The organism is Baekduia sp. (genome assembly GCF_035685985.1).
Taxonomy (GTDB): domain Bacteria; phylum Actinomycetota; class Thermoleophilia; order Solirubrobacterales; family Solirubrobacteraceae; genus Baekduia.
The window spans coordinates 78,859-101,098 of record NZ_DASRZV010000037.1 but is presented as its reverse complement, the minus strand read 5'-3'; the positions used below and the strand labels follow the sequence as shown (position 1 = coordinate 101,098).

The window sequence follows — 22,240 nt, the reverse complement described above, 5'->3', positions numbered from 1 at the left end:
GTGTCACGATGGTCGGCGTGCTCGGGCTTCCTGATGGCGTCAACGCGCTGCTGTTCGACCTCGACGGCGTGCTGACGAAGACCGCGACGGTGCACGCGAAGGCGTGGAAGGAGATGTTCGACGCCTTCCTGAAGGAGCGTGACGGAGATGGGTACACCCCGTTCGACGTGCACCGGGACTACGACGAGTATGTGGACGGCAAGCCACGCCAGGACGGGGTCAAGGACTTCCTGAAGTCGCGCGGCATCGACGCCGACGCGGCGCTGGTCCAGCGGCTGGGGGACGAGAAGAACGACCTGGTCCAGCAGGTGATCGAGCGCGACGGGGTGGAGGTCTACGAGGGGTCGGTGGACTACGTCCGCAAGGCCAAGGCGGCCGACTTCAAGCTGGCGGTGGTCTCCAGCAGCGCCAACGCCAAGCCCGTGCTGCGGTCGGTCGGCATCCTGGACCTGTTCGACGACGTCGTCGACGGGCACGCGGTCGCCGAGGGCGGGCTGAAGGGCAAGCCCGCGCCCGACACGTTCCTGGAGGGCGCACGGCGGCTGGCCGCCGAGCCCGCGCGGGCCGTGGTCTTCGAGGACGCGCTGGCCGGGGTGGAGGCGGGGCGCGCCGGCAAGTTCGGGTACGTGGTCGGCGTGGATCGCGTCGGCCAGGCCCAGGCCCTCCGAGAGCACGGCGCGAGCGTCGTCGTCTCCGACCTGAGCGAGCTGGCGTGATCGACCACACCAACTTCTCCGTCGACCCGTGGGCGATCCGGGAGACGTCGCTGGACCTCGACATGCTCGCGCAGTCCGAGTCGGTCTTCGCGCTCTCCAACGGCCACATCGGGATGCGCGGCAACCTCGACGAGGGCGAGCCCGCCGGCCTGATGGGCACCTACCTCAACGGCCTGCACGAGATCCGGCCGCTGCCCTACGCGGAGTCGGCCTACGGCAACCCGGAGGCGGGGGAGACCGTCGTCAACGTCACCGACGGCAAGCTCTTCCGCCTGCACGTCGACGACGAGCTGTTCGACGTCCGCTACGGCGAGCTGCTGCACCACGAGCGCGTGCTCGACTTCCGCGCCGGCGTGCTGCGCCGCACGGTGCACTGGCGCTCGCCCGCCGGCGGCGAGGTCAAGATCGCCTCCCAGCGCCTGATCTCGCTGACCCAGCGCGGCGCCGCGGCGATCCTCTACGAGGTCCAGCCGCTGAGCGACGGCACGCGGCTGGTGATCCAGTCCGAGTTGGTGGCCAACGAGAACGGCCAGCCCCACGGCGACCACCCGGACCCGCGCGCCGCCGCGCCGATGCTCGCCCCGCTCAAGAGCGAGGAGGCCTACCACGACGACCTGCGCGTCTCGCTCGTGCACCGCCTCGAGCGCTCCGGCCACCGGCTCTGCGCGACGATGGACCACGTCATCGAAGGGCCCGACGGCTGCGGGACGACCGTCGAGGCCGCGCACGACGAGGGCCGCGTGATCGTCGCGGCCGACGTCCCGGCGGGCGCGACGCTGCGGGTCCTCAAGTTCCTGTCCTACGCCTGGTCGGGCCACCGCGCGCTGCCGTCGCTGCGCGCCCAGGCCCGCGGCGCGCTGGCCGAGGCCAAGCACACCGGCTGGGAGGGTCTGTGCCGCGACCAGCGCGCGTACCTCGACGCGTTCTGGGAGCGCGCCGACGTCGAGGTCGACGGCGACCCCGAGCTGCAGCAGGCCGTGCGCTTCGGGCTCTTCCACGTCCTGCAGGCCGGCGCCCGCGCCGAGCGCCGCGCGATCCCCGCCAAGGGCCTGACCGGCTCCGGCTACGACGGCCACGCGTTCTGGGACACCGAGTCCTACGTGTTGCCGGTGTTGACCTACACCGCGCCCGACGCGGCGGGCGACGCGCTGCGCTGGCGCCACGCGACGCTGCCGCTGGCCCAGGAGCGGGCGCGGCAGCTCGGCCACGGCGGCGCCGCGTTCCCGTGGCGGACGATCGCCGGCCGCGAGTGCTCGGGCTACTGGCCGGCGGGCACGGCCGCGGTGCACATCGGCGCCGACATCGCCGACGCGGTGCTGCGCTACCAGCGCGCGGTGCGGGACGAGGCCTTCGAGCGCGAGGTCGGCCTGCCGCTGCTGGTCGAGACCGCGCGGCTGTGGGCGTCGCTCGGCCACCACGACCGCAAGGGCCGCTTCCGGCTGCCCGGCGTCACCGGTCCGGACGAGTACTCGGCGCTGGCCGACGACAACATCTACACCAACCTGATGGCGCGCCGGAACCTGGTCGGCGCCGCCGACGCCGCCGACCACCACGCCAAGGACGCCGAGGCGCTCGGCGTGCACCCCGACGAGATCGGCGCCTGGCGCGCGGCCGCCGAGACGATGCACGTCCCCTACGACGGGATCCTCGAGGTGCACATGCAGGCCGAGGGCTTCACGCACCTCGACAAGTGGGACTTCGCCAACACGCCGGACGACAAGTACCCCTTGTTGCTCAACTACCCCTACTTCGACCTCTACCGCCGCCAGGTCGTCAAGCAGGCCGACCTCGTGATGGCGCTGTTCACGTGCGGCGACCGCTTCACCGACGAGGAGAAGCGGCGGGCGTTCGCCTACTACGAGCGGCTGACCGTCCGCGACTCGTCGCTGAGCGCGAGCGTCCAGGCGATCGTCGCCGCCGAGACCGGCCACCTGGAGTTGGCCTATGACTACCTCGGCGAGGCCGCGTTCATGGACCTCCACGACCTCGAGCACAACACGCGCGACGGCCTGCACATCGCGTCGCTGGCCGGCTCGTGGCTGGCGCTCGTGTCCGGCTTCGGCGGCTTCCGCGACCACGACGGCAAGCTGACGTTCGCGCCGCGCCTGCCGCCGGGCCTCGGGCGCCTGGCCTTCCGGATCACGGTCGCCGACGGTCGCGTCTTCGTCGAGGTCGACCGCGACGGCGCCAACTACGCGCTGGAGGACGGCCACCGCGTCCGGCTGACGCACTTCGGCGAGGAGCTGGAGCTGGTGGCCGGCGAGACCCAGCGCCGGGAGATCCCGCCGGCGCCCGACCGCGAGCGCCCGGCCCAGCCGCCCGGCCGCGAGCCGCGGCGGCGCAGCACCCGTCCGGGAGGCTCGGAGCGGGAGTAGGCTCACGACACTAGCTGGACCGCGTCGTCGCGGGGCCCGGCGGCGACGGCGCGGAGGGCATGGCGTCCTTCAGCGCCGCGGTGACCTTGGACTCCGACAGGTTCAGCGCCTTGGCGATCGCGGCGGCCATCCGCGTGCGCGGATCGCTCGACGAGGACGAGGACGACGGCGGCGCCGAGCTGCTCGCGGCGTCGGGCCGCGCGCCGGAGGGGCGCGACGACCGCATCGCGTTCTGCAGCGCGGTCGTCGACACGCCGAGCTTGGTGGCCAGCGTCTCGAGCGTCGCCGACGACATCATGCCGCCGGGGCCGCCGCCGCTCTGGCCGTCGGGCGCGCCGCTCTGCTGACCGGTGCTCGCCGACGCGCCATTGGACGACGTCGAGCCACTGGAGGAGCCGCTGCCGCAGCCGGCGACGGCGCCGCCGAAGAGGGTCGTCGTGCCGACCAGGACGGCGAGCTTGCGGATTCGGGGGTTCATGTCCGCCACCTTGGGCGGGCACGCTGGGGGCCCGCTGGGCTCGCGCTGAGACGTCGCTGGGCATCGCGCTGACGACGCGTGTTTCGGTCTCGGCCACCGCGGTATCGAGTCCCGCGGTGAGCGATCCGTCCCCCAGGCAGCCGCCGCGCGACACCCACGGCGCGGTCCTCGCCGAGCTGGTCACCGCGCAGCTGCGCGCCGCTCGCGCCGAGGTCTTCCACGCCTGGCTGAAGTCGCGCGAGAAGGCCGGCCGGCTGGCCCAAGGCGACGACCACGAGCTACCGGATCGGCGCGGGGCCGCGTAGCCTCGCGTCCATGACCTCCACGCCGCCCGCCCCGTCCACGCCCGCCGGGGACGATCTCGCGTTCGCCGGGCTGGGGACGCAGGCGGCGCTGCTGGCGCGTGGCGAGGCGTCGTCGGTCGACCTCGTCGAGGGCGCGCTGGCGCGCATCGACGCCGCTCAGGGCGACCTCAACGCGTTCCGGATCGTCTGCGACGAGGCCGCGCGCGAGCAGGCCGCCGAGGCCGATCGGCGCCGCGCCGCCGGCGAGGAGAGCCCACTGCTCGGCGTTCCCGTGGCGATCAAGGACGACATGGACCTCGCGGGCGAGACGACCGCGTTCGGCTGCGCAGGCACGTTCACCGGCAAGGCCGACGACGGCGAGGTCGCGCGGCGGCTGCGGGCGGCGGGCGCGGTCATCGTCGGCAAGACGACCTCGCCCGAGTTCGGGCAGTGGCCGATCACCGAGGGCCCGGCGTTCGGCCAGACGCGCAACCCGTGGTCGCTGAACCACACGCCCGGCGGGTCGTCGGGCGGCAGCGCGGCGGCCGTCGCCGCGGGGCTGGTGCCCGCCGCGATGGGCTCCGACGGCGCCGGCTCGGTCCGGATCCCGGCGGCGTGGACGCACCTGGTCGGGATCAAGCCGCAGCGCGGGCGCGTCTCGACGTGGCCCGACGCCGAGGCGTTCCACGGGCTGACGTGCAACGGGCCGCTGGCGCGCACGGTCGGCGACGCGGCGCTGCTGCTGGACGCGGTGGCCGGCGCGCACCCGGGCGACCGCCACGTCCCCGACCCGCACGAGGAGCCGTTCGCGGAGATCGCGCGCCGCGCCGACCCCGGGCGCCTGCGGATCGCGCTCTCGTTCCGGATCCCGTTCAGCGGCGCGCCCGCGACGCTCGACCCGCGCGTGCGGGCGGCGGTCCAGCGCCTGGCGGGCGTGCTCGAGGGCCTCGGACACGACGTCGTCGAGGCCGACCCGCGCTACGGGCTGATCGGCGCGACGTTCATCCCACGCTCGATGGCGGGCCTGCGCGACTGGTCGCACCGCGTGCCCGACGTCGCGCTGCTGGACGAGCGCACCCGCCACAACGTCGCGCTGGGCCGCTGGGTCGGCGGGCCGCTGCTGACCGCGGCGCGCGCGCTGGAGCAGCCGTTCCGGCGGCGGGTCGGGCGGATCTTCGAGCGCGCCGACGTCGTGCTCGCGCCGACGACCGCGCAGCCGCCGCTGCCGATCGGGTCGATCGACGGGCTCGGCGGCTGGGCGACCGACAAGGTCATCGTCGGCGCGTGCCCGTACGCGTGGCCGTGGAACGTGCTCGGCTGGCCGGGCGTCAACGTGCCCGCGGGCCTGACGCCCGAGGGCCTGCCGATCGGTGCGCAGCTGCTGGGCCCGGACTCCACCGAGCACCGGCTGATCGGGCTGGCCGCGCAGCTGGAGGCGGTCGAGCGCTGGCAGGAGGCGCGCCCGCCCTACGTCCCCGGGGGCCGCGGCGGGTGAGCGACGCGCGGGCGCGGATGCTCGACGCGACGCTGGAGCTGATCGGCGAGCAGGGCGTCGGCGGCGTGACCAACCGCGCGGTCGCCGCGCGGGCGGGCGTCTCGCCGGGCTCGTTGTCCTATCACTTCCCGTCGCAGACCGAGCTGCTGCGCGAGGCGCTGATGCGGTTCGTCAGCGGCGAGGCCGAGCGGCTGGAGGCGCTGGCCGACGGCTCGGCGGAGCTGGACCCGCTGGCGGCGGCGGTCCAGGAGATCGTCGAGGGCGCCGACCGGCGTGCGGTGCTCGCGCAGATGGAGCTGTACCTGCAGGCCGGTCGCGACCCCGAGCTGCAGGCGGTCGCCGCGCGCGCGTTCGCGGCCTACGACGGCGCGGCGCGCCGGATGCTCGAGGCGCTCGGCGTCGCGGACCCCGAGCCGCTGGTGCCGGCGCTGATCGCGCTGGTCGACGGCTACGAGCTGCGGCGGCTGGTCTCCGGCGCCGACGCGGGCCCCGGCGCGGGCCGCGCGCTGGTCGAGGGACTGGCCGCGCTGGTGCGGGCCGCGGCGTAGGGTGAGGCCATGGACCTCGGGTTGACGGGCCGCGTGGCGCTGGTGACCGGCGCGTCGCGCGGGATCGGCCGCGGCATCGCCGAGGCGCTGGCCGCCGAGGGCGCGCGGGTCGCGGTGACGTCGCGCAACGCGGACGCCGGCGCGGCGGTCGCGGGCACGATCGGCGGCAAGGCCTACGTCTTCGACAGCGAGGACCTCGGCGCGGTCGACGGCCTCGTGCGCGCGGTCGAGCGCGACCTGGGGCCGGTCGACGTCTACGTCGCCAACACCGGCGGCCCGCCGGTCGCGGGCGATCCGCTGTCGTTCACCGAGGAGCAGTGGAGCACCGCGCACCGGACGCTGATCGTCTCGCCGATGGCGATCGTCGCGCGCGTGCTGCCCGGGATGCGCGAGCGCGGCTGGGGCCGCGTCGTCGCCGTGTCCTCCAGCGCGGCCGTCGAGCCGCTGCCGGGGCTGCAGCTCTCCAACGCCCATCGGCCCGGGCTGCTGGCGGCCTTCAAGCACCTCGCGCGCGAGAACGCGGACGCGGGCGTCACGTTCAACGCGGTGCTGCCGGGGCGGATCCTGACCGACCGGATCATCGGCAACAGCGGCGGCGCCGAGGCCGCGCAGGAGGCGGCGCGCACCGAGGTCCCGGCCGGACGGCTCGGCGACGTCGCCGAGATCGCGGCGGTCGCGGCCTTCCTGGCGTCGGACCGCGCGAGCTACGTCACCGGGCAGTCGGTGCGCGTGGACGGTGGCCTGACGCGCTCCTGGTGAGCCGGCCGCCTACTTCAAGATCATCATGTCGGGGTGCGTCGCCAGCAGCGTCTGGGTGAAGACGTAGTTGAACGCGCCGACGGCCAGCAGGCAGATCACGACCGCCTGGTTGACCGCCCGGCCGACGCCCTCGGCGCCACCCGACGTCGTCATGCCCTTGTAGCAGCAGACGATCGCGGTGATCGCGCCGAACAGCGTGCACTTCAGCAGCGAGCCCCAGACGTCGGTCGTCGAGCCGTTGGCCCAGAACGTCGCGAAGAACGGGCCGATCTGCGCGTGCTTGGTCCACGTGGCGAGCACGCCGCCGGCCAGGCCGGTGGCGATCGCGAAGATGTCGAACAGCGCGGTCGCGAGCATCAGCGCGAGGAAGCGGGGGACGACGAGGTTCTTGATGGGGTCGACGCCGAGGACCTGGAGGGCGTCGAGCTCCTCGCGGATCTTGCGGGCGCCGAGGTCGGCGGTGATCGCGGTGCCCGCGACCCCGGAGACGATGATCACGCAGACCAGCGGCGCGAACTCGCGGATGTCGGCGAGGCTGTAGAACCCGCCGAGGCGGTCCAGCGAGCCGAGCATCCCCAGGAACCCGCCGCCCTGGATCCCCGGCACCGCGTAGTTGACGCACAGCGACGTGATCACCAGCGGCAGCCAGCACAGCCGCAGCGCGAACATGAACTGGATCGCGAACTCGTTCCCGTACGTGTACGGAGGTCGGATCGCGGAGACGAGCGTCTTGCCCGTCAAGATCATCATGTCGCCGATCTCACCCAGAAGTCCCATGGCGAACGCGAACGTACACTCACCGGACCCTGAACGTGACCCTGAAGTCGACCGATCCCCACCCGTACGGGTGGGACGTCAACGCGGGACCGACACGTCCGGGTGCGTCGCCGGCAGGATCTGCGCCCGGCGCCCGCGGCCCGCTCCCCCCGGCCGGGCAGCGTGCGACGCCCCGGCACGGCCCCGCCCGATCGGCCGCGATATACCTCCTGCCATGCGGATCGCCCTCGGCGAGCGTGCGTCGGGGGTCTCGGCGCGCGATCAGGTCTACCTCGCGCTGCGCGAGGCGATCGTCAGCGCCGAGCTTCAGCCCGGCCGGCGGCTGTCGGAGAACGAGCTGGCCGAGCGCCTCGGCGTCAGCCGCACGCCGGTCCGCGAGGCGCTGGTGCGGCTGCGCGACGAGCGGCTGGTCGCGATCGTCCCGCAGCTCGGGACGTTCGTGACGCTGATCTCCTCCGAGGCGATCGAGGACGCCGCGTTCGTCCGCGAGGCGCTGGAGTGCGCGGCCATCCGGCTGGCCACCGAGCGCGCCCGCGAGGAGGACCTGGCCGAGTTGCAAGCCAACCTCGTGGCCCAGGACCGCGCCCAGGAGGCCGGCGACGCCGATACCTTCGACCGGCTGGACGACGCGCTGCATCGACGGCTGTGCGAGCTGAGCGGGCGCGAGATCGCCTGGCAGCTCAGCCGCCGGGCCAACGGCCACCTCGATCGCGTCCGGCGGCTGTCGTTGCCGGAGCCCGGCTACCTCGGCGAGATGGTCGCCGAGCACCGGCAGGTGGTCGCGGCCGTCGCCGACCGCGACCCCGATCACGCGGAGGCGACGCTGCGCCACCATCTGCGCATGGTGCTGTCCAGCGTGCCGCACATCCGCGAGGTCCACCCCGACTACTTCGAGGAGAGCGAATGAGCGCCGAGACGAGCGCGACCGCCGGCGGCGCCACGGGCGCCAAGGGCGCCCTGGACCCGATCGAGCCGACCGCCGCGCAGCGCACGCACGCGCGCCGCGTCGCCGAGGCCAAGGCGACGATCCCCGACTTCCAGGTGTCGATCGCGGCCGACCTCGCCGGCGTGTCGCTCGGCGCCGTCGCCGCCGCCGCGGGCCGGGCCCTGAAGGCCCACGCGAACGTCAACGGCGCCTACGCCGACGCCAAGTTCCAGCACTACACGCGCGCCAACGTGGGCGTCGTGCTGGAGGGCGCGGTCCCGGTGGTCGTCGACGCCGACGCCAAGGACGCCGAGGCGATCGCCGCCGAGCTGGACGCCGCCGCCGAGCAGGTCGCCGCCGGCACGCTGCCGGGCGCGGCGCAGAGCGGCTCGACGTTCACGGTCGCGCGCGTGGAGGGCGTGAGCGCGTGGACGGCGATCATCCAGCCCGGGCACGCCGCGGCGCTGGCCGTCGGCGACGGCGCGCTGACGCTGTCGGCCGACGCGCGGATCGTCGCCCCGGCCGAGGCCGGCGCGTTCCTGCGCGCGGTCGCCGACGCGCTCTAGATGGTTGATGCGAAGTTCCCGCGGCCGTGCTCGCACGTCGTGCGGCGCTGGATCGCCACTCGATCCCTTGCCGATCCAACCAGGATCGGCTGCGAGATCGTGCGTCGCCCAGCATCCACACGACGCACGATCACGACCACGGTCGATTTCGCATCAACCACCTAGGGCGCGAGCGCCCGACTACGCCGCGGTCCGGCGGCCGGACGCGCCCTTGGCGGCGTACATCCGCTCGTCGGCCAGCCGCATCGCCTCGCGCGCGGTCGGCGCGTCGCCCGGCCAGAGCGCCAGGCCGCACGAGCCGCGGACCGGGTCGCGCGGGTCGTCGCCGCCGGCGACCGCGCGGCGGACGCGCGGCGCGACGTCCAGCCCGGGGCGCGAGAGCACGCAGAACTCGTCGCCGCCGAGCCGGTAGACCCGGCCGTCGTCGCCGATCGCGGCCGCCAGGCGGCGGCCGAAGGCGACCAGCAGGCGGTGGGCGCGCTGGAGCGCGAGCCCGAGCAGCGTCATGCCCGCCAGCACCGCGATCGTCGCGCCCGCGAGCGTCTCGCGGCCGGTGACCGTGGCGCGGGCGTGCTGGTCGTCGGCGATGGCCTCGGCGGTGGCGGCCATGCGGTTGGCGCTCGCCGTGAGCCGCGCGGCGTAGGCGGTCGCGTCGTCCTGGTCGGAGGCCGCCGCGAAGCGGACCGCGTCGAGCTGCAGGCGCAGCTCGTCGGCGCGGCGGTCGCCGCCCAGCGTGGCCCGCAGCCGGTCCAGGCGGGCGCCGGCCGTGGTGGCGGTGGAGCGGATCACCGGGCGCAGCGCCCGCGCGAGGTCGCCGTGCGGCACGGTCGCGCCGAAGGTCGTGATCTCGCGCACGGCGTCGCGCAGCTCGTTGGCGAACAGCGTCGCCTGGCCCTCGGCGCGCCGCGCGGTCTCCTCGCGCTGGTGCAGCAGCCCGATCACCGCCAGGGCGGCGAGGCCGACGACGAGCCCGAGCGCCAGCCACGGCCAGCGCTTCGGGAACGGGAGCGGTTCGGGGACGACGGGGGACATCGTGGCTCAGAGCACCATCGACCGCTCGCGCCCGGCGCTTGACGGTGAGATCGGTCACGCGGTCCGACCGGACGTCCGCGCCACCGCGTCGCGCAGCAGCGCGCCGAGGCCGCCGATCGCGTGCGCGGCGCGCTGCCGCCCGGCGCCGCCGCCGTGCTCCAGCAGCCGGCGGACGCTGTCCAGCTCGTCCTCGCAGCCCAGCTCGCGGGCCTGCGGGCGGACCTCGGCCAGGACCTCCTCCAGCAGCGCGGCGACCGGACGGCGGTGGCCGTCGACCCCCGGCAGCTCGGCGTGGACGCCGAAGCGGGCGGCGCGGAAGGCGGCCTCGTCCAGCAGCTCGGGCACCGGGTCGGGCTCGGCGGGCGCGGTGGCGGCGTGCCGGGCCAGGCAGTGGGTCAGCGCGACCAGCCCCGCGAGGTCGCCGAGCGAGGTCTGGGCGTCGAGCGCCCGGATCTCGACCGTGCCCAGCCGCGGGTGCGGCCGCAGCTTCCACCAGAACCACGTGTAGTCCTCGACGTCGGCCGCGCGGCAGAGCAGCGCGGTGGTCGTGCAGAAGTCCTCGAAGTCGCGCATCGCGCGCGGGACGCCCGAGCGCGGCCAGCCGCGCATCGTGACCTCGCGCGCCGAGGCCAGGCCGGTGTCGCGGCCGTGGCGAAACGGCGAGTTGGCGCCGAGCGCCTGCAACAGCGGCAGACGGCGGCGCAGCGAGTTGAAGGCCTTGATCGCGGTCTCGGCGTCGGGCATCCCGACGTGGACGTGCAGGCCGCCGGTCGGGTCGGCCACCGCGTCGGCGAGCAGGTGGCGGATGTGCTCGTAGCGCTCCTTGTCGGTGATCTCGGCCGCGCCCTCCGGGGCGGCCGGGTGCATGCCGGCGCCGAGCAGGCCGGCGCCGGTCGCGGTCACCGCCGCGCGGAGGGCCCTCAGCCCGGACACGGCCTCGTCGGCGGTCGCGCAGACCTCGGTGATGAGCTCGACCTGGCAGGCGTGCAGCTCCCGCTCGACCTGGCCGACGACCGGGCCGAGCCGGTCCAGCACGGCTCGCGAAGCGCCGATCTGCACGCCGGTGACGGGATCGACGAGGAACAGCTCCTCCTCGACGCCGAGCGAGAACGGGGCGGAGGACCCGAAGGCGTGAGGACGATCCATCCCTCGGGGACCTACCCTGATGCCCCGTGCCGCATGACCCGGACCCGTCGTCGAGCCGCGCCCGGGTCGCGGCGGCCAACGCCGTCAACAACGCGAAGTCGACCGGCGCGCGGCGGCGCCGGTGGGCCGTCGCGCGCGACGCGGCGTGGGCGCTGCTGGACCCGGTCGTGGCCGAGGGCGCGCGCGTGGCGGTCGTCGGCGCGGGCAACGCGGACGACCTGCCGCTCGGGCGGCTCGCCCGCCGCGCCGAGCGCGTGGACCTCGTCGACCTCGACGCGCGCGCGACCGACGGCGCGCGGCGGCGCGTGGGCGTGCGGGCGCGGCGGCGGGTCCGGGCGATCGAGCAGGACGTGACCGGCGGCGCCGCCGACGCCGTGCTCGCCGACGGCCCGCGGGCCACCGCCGCCGTCCCGGGCACGCCGCTGGGCGACGGCGGTCCCTACGACGTGGTCGTGCTCGACCTCGTGCTCACCCAGCTGCTCTACCCGGCGCTCAAGGGCACCATGAACGGCCGGGCGATCGACGCGCTGCTGCTGCGCCACGGCCAGCGGCTCACCGATGGCGTCGTCGCGCGGGCCTGGGCGGCCACGCGCCCGGGCGGCGCCGTCGTCGTCCTGCACGACCTGCTCGGCTGGTGGGACGGCCACCCGCAGCCGTTCGCGCTCGAGCGCCTGCTGGCGCTCCCGGCCGACGAGGCGCCGGCGCTCGCCCGGACGGGCTCGCTGCCCTACGGGTGCGATCCGTGGGTGGCGACGCGCCGCGCGGGCGCGCACGTCGAGACCACGCGCCTGTGGCGCTGGCCGTTCTCGGCCGGCGCCGACTACGCGGTCTTCGGGCTCGTCACGCGCCGTCGTCGCCCTTAGGGGCGCGGCGCGAGTCGTCGCGGTCGCGGCCGAGCAGCTCGTCGACGCCGGGCTGCGAGGCGATCACGTCCTCGGCGGGCTCGGCGGCCTCCACGATCTCCTCGGGCGACGGGGCGCGGGCGAGGATGTCGTCGGTCGACTCGGTCTCGACGTCGGGCAGCTTGGGCGGGGGTGGGACGGGATCGTCGTCGGGCGGCATGCCGAAGGGGATACCCGACCGCGTCCGAACGTCACCGGGGGCCGAGCGTCCCGCGCGGGCCGGTCAGACGACGAGGCCGTGCCGAACGGTGTTCTCGGTGACCGCGCGCGCCTCGACGAACTGCGTCAGGTAGTCGGGGCCTCCGGCCTTCGGGCCGGTCCCGCTGAGCCGGCCGCCGCCGAAGGGCTGGCGGCCGACCATCGCCCCCGTGATCTCGCGGTTGACGTACAGGTTGCCGACCGGTGTGCGGGCCGCGACCTCCTCGACGGTCCGCGGCGAGCGCGAGAACAGCCCGCCGGTGAGCGCGAAGCGCGCCGCGTCGACCCTGTCGCAGGCCTCGCCGATCGACCGCACGGCCTGCATCGCCAGCACCGGGCCGAAGATCTCGTCGGCGATCACCGGGTGCTCGTCGGGCAACCCGATCAACAACGCCGGCGCGACGTAGAAGCCGTCGGCGTCCGGCACCGCGTCGGTCGCCACCGCGGCGCGCGCGGCCGCCGCCGCGCCCTGAGCGGTGTAGTCCCGCACGCGCTCTCGCGCGGCCGCGTCGATCACCGGCGGCACGTCGGTCGCGAAGTCCTCGGCCGGCCCGACCTTCAGCGTGGCCACCGCGCCGATCAGCCGCTGCGCCAGCGCGTCGGCGACGTGCTCGTGGACGAGCACGCGCGACGCCGCGCTGCACTTCTGGCCCGCGAAGCCGAACGCCGACGACAGCACCGCCGGGACGACGTCGTCGAGGTCCGCGTCGGCGTCGACGATGATCACGTTCTTGCCGCCCATCTCGGCGACGACCTTCTTGATGTGGAACTGGTTGTCCTCCACCTTGGCCGCGCGCTCGAGGATCGACAGCCCGGCCGCGCACGAGCCGGTGAAGACGATCGTGTGCACGCGCGGGTCGGCGACCAGCGCCTTGCCGGGCTCGTCGCCGCCGGGCAGCAGCGACAGCGCGCCGTGCGGGACGCCCGCGGCGTGCAGCGCGTCCACGACGGCCTTGGCGCACGCGGGCGCCTGCTCGGCGGGCTTGACGACGACCGCGTTGCCGGTCGCCAGCGCGGCCGACGTCATGCCGCAGAGGATCGCCAGCGGGAAGTTCCACGGGGCGATCACGCCGGTCACGCCGCGCGGGACGTAGGTCATCGTGTTGCGCTCGCCCGGCAGCTGGATCAGCGCGCGCCCGCGCCCCAGCGCCTCGGCGCCCGTGGCGTAGTACTCCAAGAAGTCGATGGCCTCGCAGACGTCGCCGTCGGCCTCCGGCCATGGCTTGCCGCACTCGCGCACGGCCAGCGCGGCGAGCGCCGTCCGCTGCCCGCGCATCAGCTCGGCGGCGCGGCGCAGGAGCGCCGCGCGCTCGGGCGCGCTCGTCGCGCCCCACGCGCGCTGGGCCTCGGTCGCGCGTCCGATCGCCGCGTCGACGTGCGCGGCGGTCGCGGCGTGCGCCCGCGCCACGACGCGCTCGGGCGCCGACGGGTCCACCGAGGCGAACGCCTCGCCGCGGACCAGCTCGTCGCCGATCAGCATCGGGACCTCGATCGGCAGCGTCGCGTCGAGCTTGGCCAGCGCCTCCAGCGCGGCGGCGCGCACCTCGGCGCGGCGCAGCTCCAGCACCGGCTCGTTGGCGAACGCGCGCGGCGACGCCGGCGTGGACGGGGACGGGACGGTGGCGCTCATGGCTGCTCCAGCAGGGTCGTGAGGTCGACGCCCTCGGCCTGGGCGCGCAGGAACGAGTCGTTGCTGGTGTTCTCCAGCAGGCGGCGGACGAGGTAGGCCATGCCCGCCACGAGGTCGCCGATCGGGCAGTACGCGCGGACGCGGCGCCCGGCGGCCAGCAGCGCGGCCTGCGTCTCGTCGCCCAGGCCGCGCAGGACCTGCAGCTCGACGTCGAGCCCGCGCGCGTCGGCGTAGGCGGCGGCGTGGGCGATCGACCGCAGGTTGTGCGAGGCGATCGCGGCGCGCACGCGGCCGTCGGCCTGCGCGTCGATCAGGCGCCGCGTCAACGCCTCGTAGTTGCGGTCGCACGCCCGGCGGTCCTGGAAGACCGGCGGCGTCCAGCCGTGCTGGAGCGCCTCGACGGTCTCGTGGTCCCAGTAGGCGCCCTTGACCAACCTGATGGTCAACGGCTGCGCGCGCGGATGCTCGCGCGTCCACGCCAGCAGGCGGTCGAGGTGCCGGGGCGACTCGGTCAGGTAGGCCTGCAGCACGATCCCGGCGGACGGCCTGTCGGCGAACTCGGGCTCGCTCAGCAGCGCCAGCGTCAGCTCGGCGATCGCCTCGCGCGTGTCGAAGGACTCCATGTCGACGTGCAGGTGCGCGCCGGTGTCGCGCGCGACGGCCAGCAGGCGGCGCAGGCGCGCCCGCGCGCCGGCGATCCCACGCTCGGGCGCCGCCGGACGCAGCAGCGGCGTGAGCGCCGAGACCTTCACCGACAGGTTGACCCGCGGCAGCGGCCCGAGCGCGTCGCGCTCCAGCCGCTCGCGCGACGGCCACGCCCGCGACGCCTCGTGCAGCGTCAGCAGCGTCTCCTCGCAGCGGCGCGCGTAGGACTCGGCCTCCTCCTCGGTGACCGTCGCCTCGCCGAGCAGGTCGACCGTCGTCGCGGCGCCGGCGCGCCACAGCTGCTCGATCGCCGGCAGCGCGTCGCGCGCGTCGGCGCCGATGATGAACCGCTGGGCCATCTGCTCGACGCCGAGCGCCGCGGCCTTGGCGGTCGCCCGCCGGGTGAGCGGGCCGTCGGCCAGCGCGGCGCCGCGGCGCGCCAGCGGCGAGTCGTCGGCCTCGGCCAGCAGCTCGCCGAGATGGCGCGCCAGCTCGCGCGGGTCGTCGCACGCCGGGCGCACGTCGACGAACCGGAAGACCGCGGCGCGCAGCTCGGGGTCGGCGACCATCGCGCCCATCACGCGGCGCTCGACCGCCGCGCGCGGCGTGCGCCGCGCGGTCGGCATCTTGGCGACCAGCTCGCGGCCGATCGTCGCGATCCGCGGCTCGAGGTCCGGTCCCGCCTCCGCATCGGCGGCGTTCATCAACATGATCGGGATGGTTCCCCGCGCGCGGGGTGCGCAACAGCGCCCGGTCGTCTCGATCCCGCGCGAGGACGTGCGACATCTGTCGCAGGAGCCCGTATCGTGCGGTGCGACTCGATGGCGGCCGACGTGCAGGACCTGGTGGACGACCTCGCCGACGCGCTCGGCCGTCCGGTCGCGCTCGAGGACCGCCGCTGGCGGCTGCTGGCCTTCAGCGCGCACGTCGGCCCAGGCGATCGCGTCCGGCAGGCCTCGATCCTCGCCCGGGCCGCGCCGCCCGACGTCGTCGCGTGGCTCGACACGCTCGCCCTGGAGCACGCCGGCGAGGTCGTCGACACGCCCGAGAACGCGGCGATCGGGATGGGCCCGCGCACCTGCGCGCCGGTCCGCCACGACGGCGCGCTGCTGGGCTTCCTGTGGGTGATCCCGGGACCGGTCGGGCTCGACGCCGGGCAGCGCGCGACGCTCGCGACGACCGCGCGGGCGGCGGGCGCGACGCTGTGGGCCCAGCGCGCGGGCGGCGGCGCGGCGCACGCGCGGATCGCGGCGCTGCTGGCCGAGCTGCTCGACGACCCCGACGCGGCGGTGCGCGCGCGGGCCGCGGGCGAGCTGGCGGTCCGCCAGGGCTGGTCGCTCTCGCGCGCGCGGGCGACGCCCTACGCGGTCGCGCTGGCCGAGCTGGACGACGCCGGGACCGCCGCCGAGGTCGCCGAGCGCGCGCGGCGGCGCTGGCAGGCCGACGACCTCGTCTGGCGCGTGCGCGGGACGGTCGCGACGGCCGTCGCGCACGGCGGCGCCGACACGTCCGGCGCGCTCGCGCGGGCGCTGGCCGACGCGGGCGCGCCGCACGCGGTCGCCTCGGCGCCGTTCGCGGAGCTCGCGGCCGCGCGCGAGGCGCTGGGCGCGGCCGCCGCCGGCCTGATCGCCGTCCAGCAGCTCCCGGCGCTGGGCCCGGCGGCGACGGTCGAGGCGCTCGGCTCGTGGGTCTTCGCGGCACGGCTGTGGGACGCCGCCGGGCGCCCCGCGGTCCCGGCGCCGCTGCCCGCGCTGCTGGGCGCGCGATCGGGTCCGGAGCTGGCGCGGGCGCTGGAGGCGACGCTGGACGCGGCGGGCGACGTGGCCGCCGCGGCACGCGCGCTGCACGTCCATCGCGCCACGCTCTACCGCCGCCTGGCGCGGGCCCAGGAGCTGACCGGATTGGCGCTCGGCAGCGGCGACGACCGCCTCCGTGCCCATCTGGCATTACGGATGTGGCGACTGGCGGGCTCGCCGGCCCTAGGATGAGCGGAGATGCCGCCCGTGTTGAAGCAGGCTCGCGAGAACAAGCTGGTCGAGACCGCGCTGTTCCTCGTCATCGCCATCGTGTTGGCCGTGGGGCTCCAGGCGTTCGTCGTCAAGCCCTACAAGATCCCGAGCGGGTCGATGGAGCCGACGCTGCACGTCGGCGACCGCGTGCTCGTCAACCGCTTCGCGCACCGGATCCTCGGCCACGACCCGAAGATCGGCGACATCGTCGTCTTCAACCCGCCCGCGGGCGCCGATCCGAGCAGCCCGATCTGCGGCGCGGCCGACCAGGGGCAGGGGACGGGGACGCCGTGCTCCCGGCCCACCCCGCGGAAGTCCAAGCAGTCGTTCATCAAGCGCGTCGTGGCCGTCGGCGGCGACTCGATCTCGATCCGCGGCGGGTCGGTCTACCTCAACGGCAAGAAGGCCAACGAGCCGTTCGCCGCCGCGTGCGACCCGGCCTCCGGCGCCTGCGACTTCCCCAACCCGATCACGGTGCCGAAGGGCTACGTGTTCATGATGGGCGACAACCGCGGCAACTCCGACGACTCGCGCTTCTGGGGCCCGGTGCCCGACAGCTGGGTGATCGGCGAGGCGTTCGCGACCTACTGGCCGCCGTCGCGGATCGGCGGCGCCGGGTAGGTCAGCGCGCCCTTGGCGTGCAGCCGCCCGTAGCGGTGGCGGGCGCGCGGGCCGTAGCCGGGCCAGACGTACCAGCGGTAGCGCCCGGCGGCCAGCTTGTAGGTCTTGCGGTGGAAGCGCCAGCGGGCGCGCAGCGTGTAGTGGGTGCCGCGCGGCCAGGCGCTGAGGACCTTGCGCCCGTCGCGGTAGAGCTGGAAGTTGTAGTACTCGGCGCCGGGGCGGGCGCGCCAGCGCAGCGTGGGCCGCCGGGCCGCCGTCGACGCGTCCTTGGCCGTCGCCTTCGGCACCGTGGCGGTGGCCGTGGCGCTCGCGGCGTTGCCGGCCGCGTCGGCGATCGTGACCGTGTAGGCGGTCGTGGCGCCGGCCGCCAGGGGGCCGTCGACGACCGAGCGCGCCGAGGCCGCCGGGACGTGGTCCAGCAGGGTGGCGGCGGGCGCGTCGCGCACGACGGTCACGGTCTGGGCGTCGGGCGCGGCGGTCCAGACGACGGTCGCGCGGCGGTCGGCGCCGACGGTGGCCGCGACGCCGGTCAGCGCCGGGGCGGTGGCGTCGTAGGCGAAGGTGAACGGCACCGGCGCCGACGTGTTGCCGGCGCGGTCGCGGCAGGTGCCGGGGACGGCCGCGCTCGGCGCGTCGGGGCCGGCGTAGGTGGCCGTGGTGCAGGACGCGATGCCCGAGGTCGCGTCGGTGCCGGAGAACGCGACGGCGACCGGCGCGGTGTAGAAGAGGCCGTGGTCGGGCGTTCGCGCGGCGGCGCCGGCGACCGAGGCTGGCGGGGTCTGGTCGATCTTGATGGTCTTGGTCTGGACGGTCGTCGTGCCGTCGGCGTTGCTCGCCGAGCATGAGCGGCTGACGCCGGTCGTGTCGTCGCGCAGCGTCTGCACGGCCGGGCAGTCGCTGTCGGTCGCGCCGGTGACCGTCCACGTGATCGTGACCGGGCCGACGTACCACCCGTCGTCGCCCGCGGTGCCGCTGAGCGCGTTGGCGACGGTGGGCGGCGCGGCGGGCGCGGCCGCGGGAGCGACGACGGCCGCGGCGGTCGCGACGAGCAGCGCGAGCGCGCGCCTCACGCGATCGTCCTTCGCGCGCGGCGCAGCGTGAGCGAGCCCGCCAGCGCGACGGCGAGCAGCGCGGCGCCGGCGATCGCGTCGCGGGCGCGGTCGCCGGACGAGCCCGGCGCGGCCGCGGCCGTCGCGTGCGCGGAGGCGAGGCGGCTCGGCGTGGCGACGGTCGCCGTGACCGCGCGACGGGACGCGGGCCGCGGCGTGATGCACGGCGCGGGTCCGCCGCCGCCGGAGGCGCAGCGGGTGGGACGACGGGCGGCGGCGCGGCCACGGGTCGTCGGCGTGGCGGCGTGAGGGGTGGCCGCGCGCGTCGTCGTCTCCGTCGCGGTCGCGGTCGTCGCCGCGGAGGATCGCTGGGCGGTCGGCCGCGTCGCGGGCACCGCCGCCGCCGGCGCGGGACGCACCGCCTTCTGGACCCTGGCCTGTGGCCGCGCCGGTGCCGGGTCCGGCCTCGGCGTCGAGGGCGCCGGATCCGGCGAGAGCGTCTGCGCGGTCGCCGGGGCCGGGATCGTCGCGAGGGCCAGGACGGTCAGCAGGGCTGCGCGTCGGTGGCGAGGGCTCACGGTCTGTCCAAGGAACGTACGCGCGCGCTCGTCCTTCCGTCAACGGCACGGCCGCCGGCCGCGGCGGCGGCCGGCGGCCCATGCCGAGGCGTCGATCGCTACACGAGCGTCACCGGCCAGGGGAAGCCGGCGAGCGCCTGCAGCGCGTTCTGGGTCGTCCCGTTGCCGTTGCCGGCCGACGAGTTGGCGGTCGAGCCGTTGGCCTGCGACACGCCGCCGAACCCGCCGAGCGCGAGGTTCGCCGGGCACCACTGGGTCGACGTCGCCGCCGAGTCGGCCGACTGCCGGTTGGCGGCCAGCTGGCCGATCGCCTGCACGCCGCCGCCCCAGCCGCCGAGCGTCTGCTGGGCGTTCTGCGTCGTGCCGTTGCGGTTGGCCGCCGACGAGTTGGCGGTCGAGGCGTTGGCCTGCGAGACCGGGCCGCTGGAGGCGCCCGGGCTCAGGATGGCCAGGCTGATCGCCGTGTTGGTGGGGTTGGTCTGCGTCGACGTCGCCGCCGAGTCGGCCGACTGGTCGTTGACGGCCTGCTGGCCGATCCCCTGCACGCCCGGCACGCTCGGCGCCGAGTGGCAGGAGCCGCAGCCGCCGCCGTCCTGCTCGCGCACCGGCGGCTCGGCGGTCGGGCCGCCGGCGTTCTGCTGCGCGTTCTGCGTCGTGCCGTTGTGGTTGGCCGCCGACGAGTTGGCGGTCGAGGCGTTGGCCTGCGAGACCGGGCCGCTCGACGCGCCCGGGCTCAGGATCGCCACGTCGACCGCGGTGTTGCTCGCGCCCGACTGCGTGGAGGTGCCGGCCGAGTCGGCCGCCTGATGGCTCGCGGCGTCCTGGCCGACGGCCTGCACCGCGCCGCCGCCGCCGCCACCGCCGCCGCCCGCGTTCTGCTGGGCGTTCTGGGTGGTGCCGTTGCCGTTGTCCGCCGACGAGTTGGCCGTCGAGCCGTTGGCCTGGCTCGTCGCCCCGCTGGAGGCGCCCGGGCTGAGGATGGCGACGTGGATCGCCGTGTTGGTGGGGTTGGTCTGCGTGGAGGTCGCCGCCGAGGTGGCGGACTGCGCGTTGGCGGCCGCCTGGCCGATCTCCTGGGCCGCGCTGCCGCCGCCCGCGTTCTGCTGGGCGTTCTGCGTGGTCCCGTTGCCGTTGGCCGCCGACGAGTTGGCCGCCGAGGCGTTGGCCTGGCTGGTCGCGCCGGAGGCCGCGCCGGGGCTCAGGATCGCGACGTGGATCGCCGTGTTGGACGGGCTGTTCTGGGTGGAGGTCGCCGACGAGTTGGCGGCCTGCGTGCTGGTGGCCTGCTGGCCGACGGCCTGGACGGGCGTCCCGTCCGCCGCGGCGGTGGAGGCGGCGAGCGCGGGCACGAGAGCCGCGGCGCACGCCGACCACACCATCATGGTCTTGCGCATGGGTGGTTCCTTGTTGTCGTAGTTGATGGACTTGAGGTACGACGACAGGAACTAGCCCGGGCGGTCGATGCGACCTCCCGCGATCGGAGGGACGCGCCGCCGTGCGTGCGCGACCAGCTCGAACGGTCCCGCCGAACCGCCGAGGAGGAGCGCCGCGACGAGCGCGAGGGCGAGCATGGTGCCGCCGGGACCGGCCGCGCCGCCGGTGGCCGACGCGGCGGCGGGCGCGGCCGGGTCGACCGGGAGCGCGGGCGCCGGGCGCGCGGCCCGCGCGGCGGTGGCGTCGGCCGGGCGGCGACGCGACGGCGACGGGCGCGCGTGGCCGCGACGGGCGCCGGCGCCGGTGGCGGCCGCGACGCGCGCCGGGACGGGCGCGGGGGAGACCGCGGCCAGGACCGGCGGCGCCGCGGAGGCGACCGGGCGGGGACGTGGCGGCGTCGGGTCCGCGGCGCGCTGGCGCCGCGTCCGCGCGAGCGTGCCGCCCGTGCGGTGGTGGGCGCCCCGGGCGCCGGTGGCGGCCGGCTGAGGTGCCGGCGCCGGCGATGCGGGCGCGGCGGCCGCGACCGGCGCCGGGACGGTGGGGGAGGTGCCCGCGGGCGGCGCGGAGCCGGCATCGGCCGGCGCGGCCGCGCCGCCCGAACCGCTCGCGGCGTGGTCGGCGGCGGGCGTGGTCGTGGTCGGCGTCGTCGCCTGCGGCGCCGCGGGCTGCGCGGGCGCGGCGACGTCCGGGCGCGCGGGCGGCGCCGGTGGCGTGACGGAGGGCGCGGTCGGCGGCGTCACCTGCGGCGCCGCGGGCTGCGCGGGCGCCGGATCCGGCGCGGCCGTCCCGCCGTTGGCCACCAGGTTGGCCTGCCCCGCGGTCGCGCTCGCGCCCGGGCTGTCGACGATCACCTGGACGGTCACGTTGGACGGCGCCGACCCCGCGGGCGGCGCGACGTTCACGGTCACGCTGACGTCGTCGGCGCGCGCGACCCCCGCGAGCGGGAGCGTCGCCATCAGCGCCAGCAGGATCGCCGGGATCTTCCTCATCCACAGGCCCGATGCCACCGATGCCCATGCACGATCCATGCGCATGGGCGGGATGCGCGGTATCGCGCGCGCATGCATGGCCGACCTGGACGTTCGTCGCGCCCTGTGGGCCCGTCCAGCCGGTAGCTTCGGCCCATGGAGCCCACGGGGCTCAGCCACCGCGACACCGCCATCGAGGCCCACCTGCCGCTCGTGCGGTCGATCGCCCGCCGCTACGCCGGGCGCGGCGAGCCGCTGGAGGACCTCGTCCAGGCGGGCACGGTCGGGCTCATCAAGGCCGTCGACCGCTACGACCCCGAGCGCCACCGCGACCTCGCCGCGCTCGCGCGCCCGTCGATCGAGGGCGAGATCCGCCACCACCTGCGCGACGGGTCGCCCGGCCCGCGCGTCGGCCGTCTGGACCGCGAGCTGGCCACGCGCGTGCGCACGGTCTCCGCCGACCTCACCGCGCGCCTGCGCCGCGCGCCGACCGTCGAGGAGCTGGCCGCCGCCACGGGCGCCGAGGCCGAGCGGGTGACGCGGGCGCTGGCCGCCGACGCCGCCGGCCGGCCGACCGAGCCGCTGCCGGAGATCGCGCGCGAGGACGCCGATGCCGACGCCGCCGCGACCGAGGCGCGCGTCCTGCTCGAGACCGGCTGGGCGTCGCTCGACGAGCGCGAGCGCCGCCTGCTGACCCTGCGCTACCACGAGGACCGCAGCCAGTCGGAGATCGCGCGCGAGCTGGGGCTCTCGCAGGCCCACGTCTCGCGTCTGCTGCGCGCGACGCTGCACCGCCTGCGCGCCGAGCTGGCGCCGGGCGGCGAGGGCGACGCGGCCGGCGAGCCGCCGCGCGACGCCCGCAGCGGCCGCCTGCTCCTGCGCCTGCCGCGCACGCTGCACGGCGACCTCGCGCGCGCCGCCGAGCGCGAGGGCGTCCCGCTCAACACCTACATCACGACCGCGCTGGCGGCGTCGTTGGCCACGCCCCGCCCACGCCGCTCGCGCCTGCTGCTGGTCAACGCGATCGTCGTCGGCGTCGCCGCGCTGACGGGCCTCGCGCTGCTGCTCCAGGCCTGGCTGGGCTGAGTGAGGCATCGCCGTCCGG

General features: G+C 76.2%; 23 protein-coding genes. 12 read left to right on the top strand and 11 right to left on the bottom strand.

Going from position 1 to position 22,240, the window contains the following annotated elements; translation table 11 throughout:
* Positions 1-17: 17 nt before the first annotated feature.
* Complete coding sequence (locus tag VFG42_RS25370; RefSeq protein ID WP_324911634.1) at positions 18-716, top strand: beta-phosphoglucomutase family hydrolase; 699 nt, start codon at positions 18-20, stop codon at positions 714-716.
* Positions 713-3,091, top strand: coding sequence for a glycoside hydrolase family 65 protein (locus VFG42_RS25365; RefSeq protein WP_324911633.1), 2,379 nt, complete (start codon positions 713-715; stop codon positions 3,089-3,091). Before VFG42_RS25370 ends, VFG42_RS25365 begins: the two co-directional genes overlap by 4 nt.
* A gap of 10 nt (positions 3,092-3,101) precedes the next feature.
* Here the strand turns inward: VFG42_RS25365 and VFG42_RS25360 are convergent, their stop codons facing one another.
* Positions 3,102-3,569 (bottom strand): hypothetical protein, encoded by a 468-nt coding sequence (locus tag VFG42_RS25360; RefSeq protein ID WP_324911632.1) that lies wholly within the window; start codon positions 3,567-3,569, stop codon positions 3,102-3,104.
* Positions 3,570-3,685: 116 nt separating this feature from the next.
* On the opposite strand from VFG42_RS25360, the gene VFG42_RS25355 reads away from it, so the two are divergent.
* Genes VFG42_RS25355 through VFG42_RS25340 form a run of 4 tightly spaced genes read left to right on the top strand, consistent with a single transcriptional unit; the run spans position 3,686 to position 6,655 of the window.
* The gene (locus VFG42_RS25355) at positions 3,686-3,874 is read left to right on the top strand and encodes a hypothetical protein (RefSeq protein ID WP_324911631.1); all 189 of its coding nucleotides are present in this window, start codon (positions 3,686-3,688) and stop codon (positions 3,872-3,874) included.
* Between the two features lie 10 nt (positions 3,875-3,884).
* Positions 3,885-5,348, top strand: coding sequence for an amidase (locus VFG42_RS25350; RefSeq protein ID WP_324911630.1), 1,464 nt, complete (start codon positions 3,885-3,887; stop codon positions 5,346-5,348).
* Positions 5,345-5,896, top strand: a complete 552-nt coding sequence (locus VFG42_RS25345) for a TetR/AcrR family transcriptional regulator (RefSeq protein WP_324911629.1) — start codon at positions 5,345-5,347, stop codon at positions 5,894-5,896. The genes VFG42_RS25350 and VFG42_RS25345 overlap by 4 nt, the downstream gene beginning before the upstream one ends.
* Positions 5,897-5,905: 9 nt before the next feature.
* On the top strand, positions 5,906-6,655 hold the full coding sequence (locus VFG42_RS25340; protein WP_324911628.1) for an SDR family oxidoreductase: 750 nt from the start codon (positions 5,906-5,908) through the stop codon (positions 6,653-6,655).
* A 9-nt stretch (positions 6,656-6,664) separates the two neighbouring features.
* Here VFG42_RS25340 and VFG42_RS25335 read toward each other — a convergent pair whose 3' ends face one another.
* On the bottom strand, positions 6,665-7,432 hold the full coding sequence (locus tag VFG42_RS25335; protein ID WP_324911627.1) for an ABC transporter permease: 768 nt from the start codon (positions 7,430-7,432) through the stop codon (positions 6,665-6,667).
* A 214-nt stretch (positions 7,433-7,646) separates the two neighbouring features.
* Here VFG42_RS25335 and VFG42_RS25330 point away from each other — a divergent pair, with 214 nt between their 5' ends.
* Positions 7,647-8,339 carry a GntR family transcriptional regulator gene (locus VFG42_RS25330; protein WP_324911626.1) on the top strand — a complete coding sequence of 231 codons (693 nt, stop codon included), beginning with the start codon at positions 7,647-7,649 and terminating at the stop codon, positions 8,337-8,339.
* On the top strand, positions 8,336-8,923 hold the full coding sequence (locus tag VFG42_RS25325; protein ID WP_324911625.1) for a 2-oxo acid dehydrogenase subunit E2: 588 nt from the start codon (positions 8,336-8,338) through the stop codon (positions 8,921-8,923). Before VFG42_RS25330 ends, VFG42_RS25325 begins: the two co-directional genes overlap by 4 nt.
* A gap of 180 nt (positions 8,924-9,103) precedes the next feature.
* On the opposite strand, the gene VFG42_RS25320 is transcribed toward VFG42_RS25325, so the two are convergent.
* A complete protein-coding gene (locus tag VFG42_RS25320) occupies positions 9,104-9,955 on the bottom strand; it encodes a diguanylate cyclase domain-containing protein (RefSeq protein ID WP_324911624.1) in 852 nt (283 codons plus the stop codon).
* A 54-nt stretch (positions 9,956-10,009) separates the two neighbouring features.
* Positions 10,010-11,101, bottom strand: coding sequence for a carboxylate-amine ligase (locus VFG42_RS25315; protein WP_324911623.1), 1,092 nt, complete (start codon positions 11,099-11,101; stop codon positions 10,010-10,012).
* A 26-nt stretch (positions 11,102-11,127) separates the two neighbouring features.
* On the opposite strand from VFG42_RS25315, the gene VFG42_RS25310 reads away from it, so the two are divergent.
* Entirely contained in the window at positions 11,128-11,964 is an 837-nt protein-coding gene (locus VFG42_RS25310; protein WP_324911622.1) for a hypothetical protein, read from the top strand.
* On the opposite strand, the gene VFG42_RS25305 is transcribed toward VFG42_RS25310, so the two are convergent.
* The 3 genes from VFG42_RS25305 to VFG42_RS25295 all read right to left on the bottom strand — a co-directional run bounded on the left by VFG42_RS25305 (position 11,942) and on the right by VFG42_RS25295 (position 15,186).
* Complete coding sequence (locus VFG42_RS25305; RefSeq protein ID WP_324911621.1) at positions 11,942-12,163, bottom strand: hypothetical protein; 222 nt, start codon at positions 12,161-12,163, stop codon at positions 11,942-11,944. The two genes, VFG42_RS25310 and VFG42_RS25305, sit on opposite strands and share 23 nt — an antisense overlap.
* Before the next feature lie 63 nt (positions 12,164-12,226).
* Positions 12,227-13,831, bottom strand: a complete 1,605-nt coding sequence (locus VFG42_RS25300; RefSeq protein ID WP_324911620.1) for an aldehyde dehydrogenase family protein — start codon at positions 13,829-13,831, stop codon at positions 12,227-12,229.
* Complete coding sequence (locus VFG42_RS25295; RefSeq protein WP_324911619.1) at positions 13,828-15,186, bottom strand: proline dehydrogenase family protein; 1,359 nt, start codon at positions 15,184-15,186, stop codon at positions 13,828-13,830. Before VFG42_RS25295 ends, VFG42_RS25300 begins: the two co-directional genes overlap by 4 nt.
* A gap of 111 nt (positions 15,187-15,297) precedes the next feature.
* On the opposite strand from VFG42_RS25295, the gene VFG42_RS25290 reads away from it, so the two are divergent.
* Positions 15,298-16,464 (top strand): helix-turn-helix domain-containing protein, encoded by a 1,167-nt coding sequence (locus VFG42_RS25290; RefSeq protein WP_324911618.1) that lies wholly within the window; start codon positions 15,298-15,300, stop codon positions 16,462-16,464.
* A 6-nt stretch (positions 16,465-16,470) separates the two neighbouring features.
* Entirely contained in the window at positions 16,471-17,106 is a 636-nt protein-coding gene (gene lepB / locus VFG42_RS25285; protein ID WP_324911617.1) for a signal peptidase I, read from the top strand.
* Here lepB and VFG42_RS25280 read toward each other — a convergent pair.
* The 4 genes from VFG42_RS25280 to VFG42_RS25265 all read right to left on the bottom strand — a co-directional run bounded on the left by VFG42_RS25280 (position 17,070) and on the right by VFG42_RS25265 (position 21,156).
* Entirely contained in the window at positions 17,070-18,176 is a 1,107-nt protein-coding gene (locus VFG42_RS25280; RefSeq protein ID WP_324911616.1) for a hypothetical protein, read from the bottom strand. The two genes, lepB and VFG42_RS25280, sit on opposite strands and share 37 nt — an antisense overlap.
* A complete protein-coding gene (locus VFG42_RS25275; protein WP_324911615.1) occupies positions 18,173-18,733 on the bottom strand; it encodes a hypothetical protein in 561 nt (186 codons plus the stop codon). The genes VFG42_RS25280 and VFG42_RS25275 overlap by 4 nt, the downstream gene beginning before the upstream one ends.
* Positions 18,734-18,831: 98 nt before the next feature.
* Positions 18,832-20,127, bottom strand: a complete 1,296-nt coding sequence (locus VFG42_RS25270; protein WP_324911614.1) for a hypothetical protein — start codon at positions 20,125-20,127, stop codon at positions 18,832-18,834.
* A gap of 51 nt (positions 20,128-20,178) precedes the next feature.
* On the bottom strand, positions 20,179-21,156 hold the full coding sequence (locus VFG42_RS25265; RefSeq protein ID WP_324911613.1) for a hypothetical protein: 978 nt from the start codon (positions 21,154-21,156) through the stop codon (positions 20,179-20,181).
* Between the two features lie 135 nt (positions 21,157-21,291).
* Between VFG42_RS25265 and VFG42_RS25260 the strand changes: the two genes are divergently transcribed.
* Positions 21,292-22,221 (top strand): sigma-70 family RNA polymerase sigma factor, encoded by a 930-nt coding sequence (locus tag VFG42_RS25260; RefSeq protein ID WP_324911612.1) that lies wholly within the window; start codon positions 21,292-21,294, stop codon positions 22,219-22,221.
* Positions 22,222-22,240 lie beyond the last annotated feature (19 nt).

Excerpts from the sequence above, each read along its gene's own strand:
- VFG42_RS25335 (WP_324911627.1), bottom strand. The coding sequence starts at position 7,432 with ATGGGACTTCTGGGTGAGATCGGCGACATGATGATCTTGACGGGCAAG.
- VFG42_RS25290 (WP_324911618.1), top strand. The coding sequence starts at position 15,298 with ATGGCGGCCGACGTGCAGGACCTGGTGGACGACCTCGCCGACGCGCTC.
- VFG42_RS25260 (WP_324911612.1), top strand. The coding sequence starts at position 21,292 with ATGGAGCCCACGGGGCTCAGCCACCGCGACACCGCCATCGAGGCCCAC.
- VFG42_RS25295 (WP_324911619.1), bottom strand. The coding sequence starts at position 15,186 with ATGTTGATGAACGCCGCCGATGCGGAGGCGGGACCGGACCTCGAGCCG.
- VFG42_RS25360 (WP_324911632.1), bottom strand. The coding sequence starts at position 3,569 with ATGAACCCCCGAATCCGCAAGCTCGCCGTCCTGGTCGGCACGACGACC.
- VFG42_RS25265 (WP_324911613.1), bottom strand. The coding sequence starts at position 21,156 with ATGAGGAAGATCCCGGCGATCCTGCTGGCGCTGATGGCGACGCTCCCG.
- VFG42_RS25270 (WP_324911614.1), bottom strand. The coding sequence starts at position 20,127 with ATGCGCAAGACCATGATGGTGTGGTCGGCGTGCGCCGCGGCTCTCGTG.
- VFG42_RS25325 (WP_324911625.1), top strand. The coding sequence starts at position 8,336 with ATGAGCGCCGAGACGAGCGCGACCGCCGGCGGCGCCACGGGCGCCAAG.
- VFG42_RS25305 (WP_324911621.1), bottom strand. The coding sequence starts at position 12,163 with ATGCCGCCCGACGACGATCCCGTCCCACCCCCGCCCAAGCTGCCCGAC.
- VFG42_RS25330 (WP_324911626.1), top strand. The coding sequence starts at position 7,647 with ATGCGGATCGCCCTCGGCGAGCGTGCGTCGGGGGTCTCGGCGCGCGAT.
- VFG42_RS25300 (WP_324911620.1), bottom strand. The coding sequence starts at position 13,831 with ATGAGCGCCACCGTCCCGTCCCCGTCCACGCCGGCGTCGCCGCGCGCG.
- VFG42_RS25340 (WP_324911628.1), top strand. The coding sequence starts at position 5,906 with ATGGACCTCGGGTTGACGGGCCGCGTGGCGCTGGTGACCGGCGCGTCG.
- VFG42_RS25315 (WP_324911623.1), bottom strand. The coding sequence starts at position 11,101 with ATGGATCGTCCTCACGCCTTCGGGTCCTCCGCCCCGTTCTCGCTCGGC.
- VFG42_RS25350 (WP_324911630.1), top strand. The coding sequence starts at position 3,885 with ATGACCTCCACGCCGCCCGCCCCGTCCACGCCCGCCGGGGACGATCTC.
- lepB (WP_324911617.1), top strand. The coding sequence starts at position 16,471 with ATGCCGCCCGTGTTGAAGCAGGCTCGCGAGAACAAGCTGGTCGAGACC.
- VFG42_RS25320 (WP_324911624.1), bottom strand. The coding sequence starts at position 9,955 with ATGTCCCCCGTCGTCCCCGAACCGCTCCCGTTCCCGAAGCGCTGGCCG.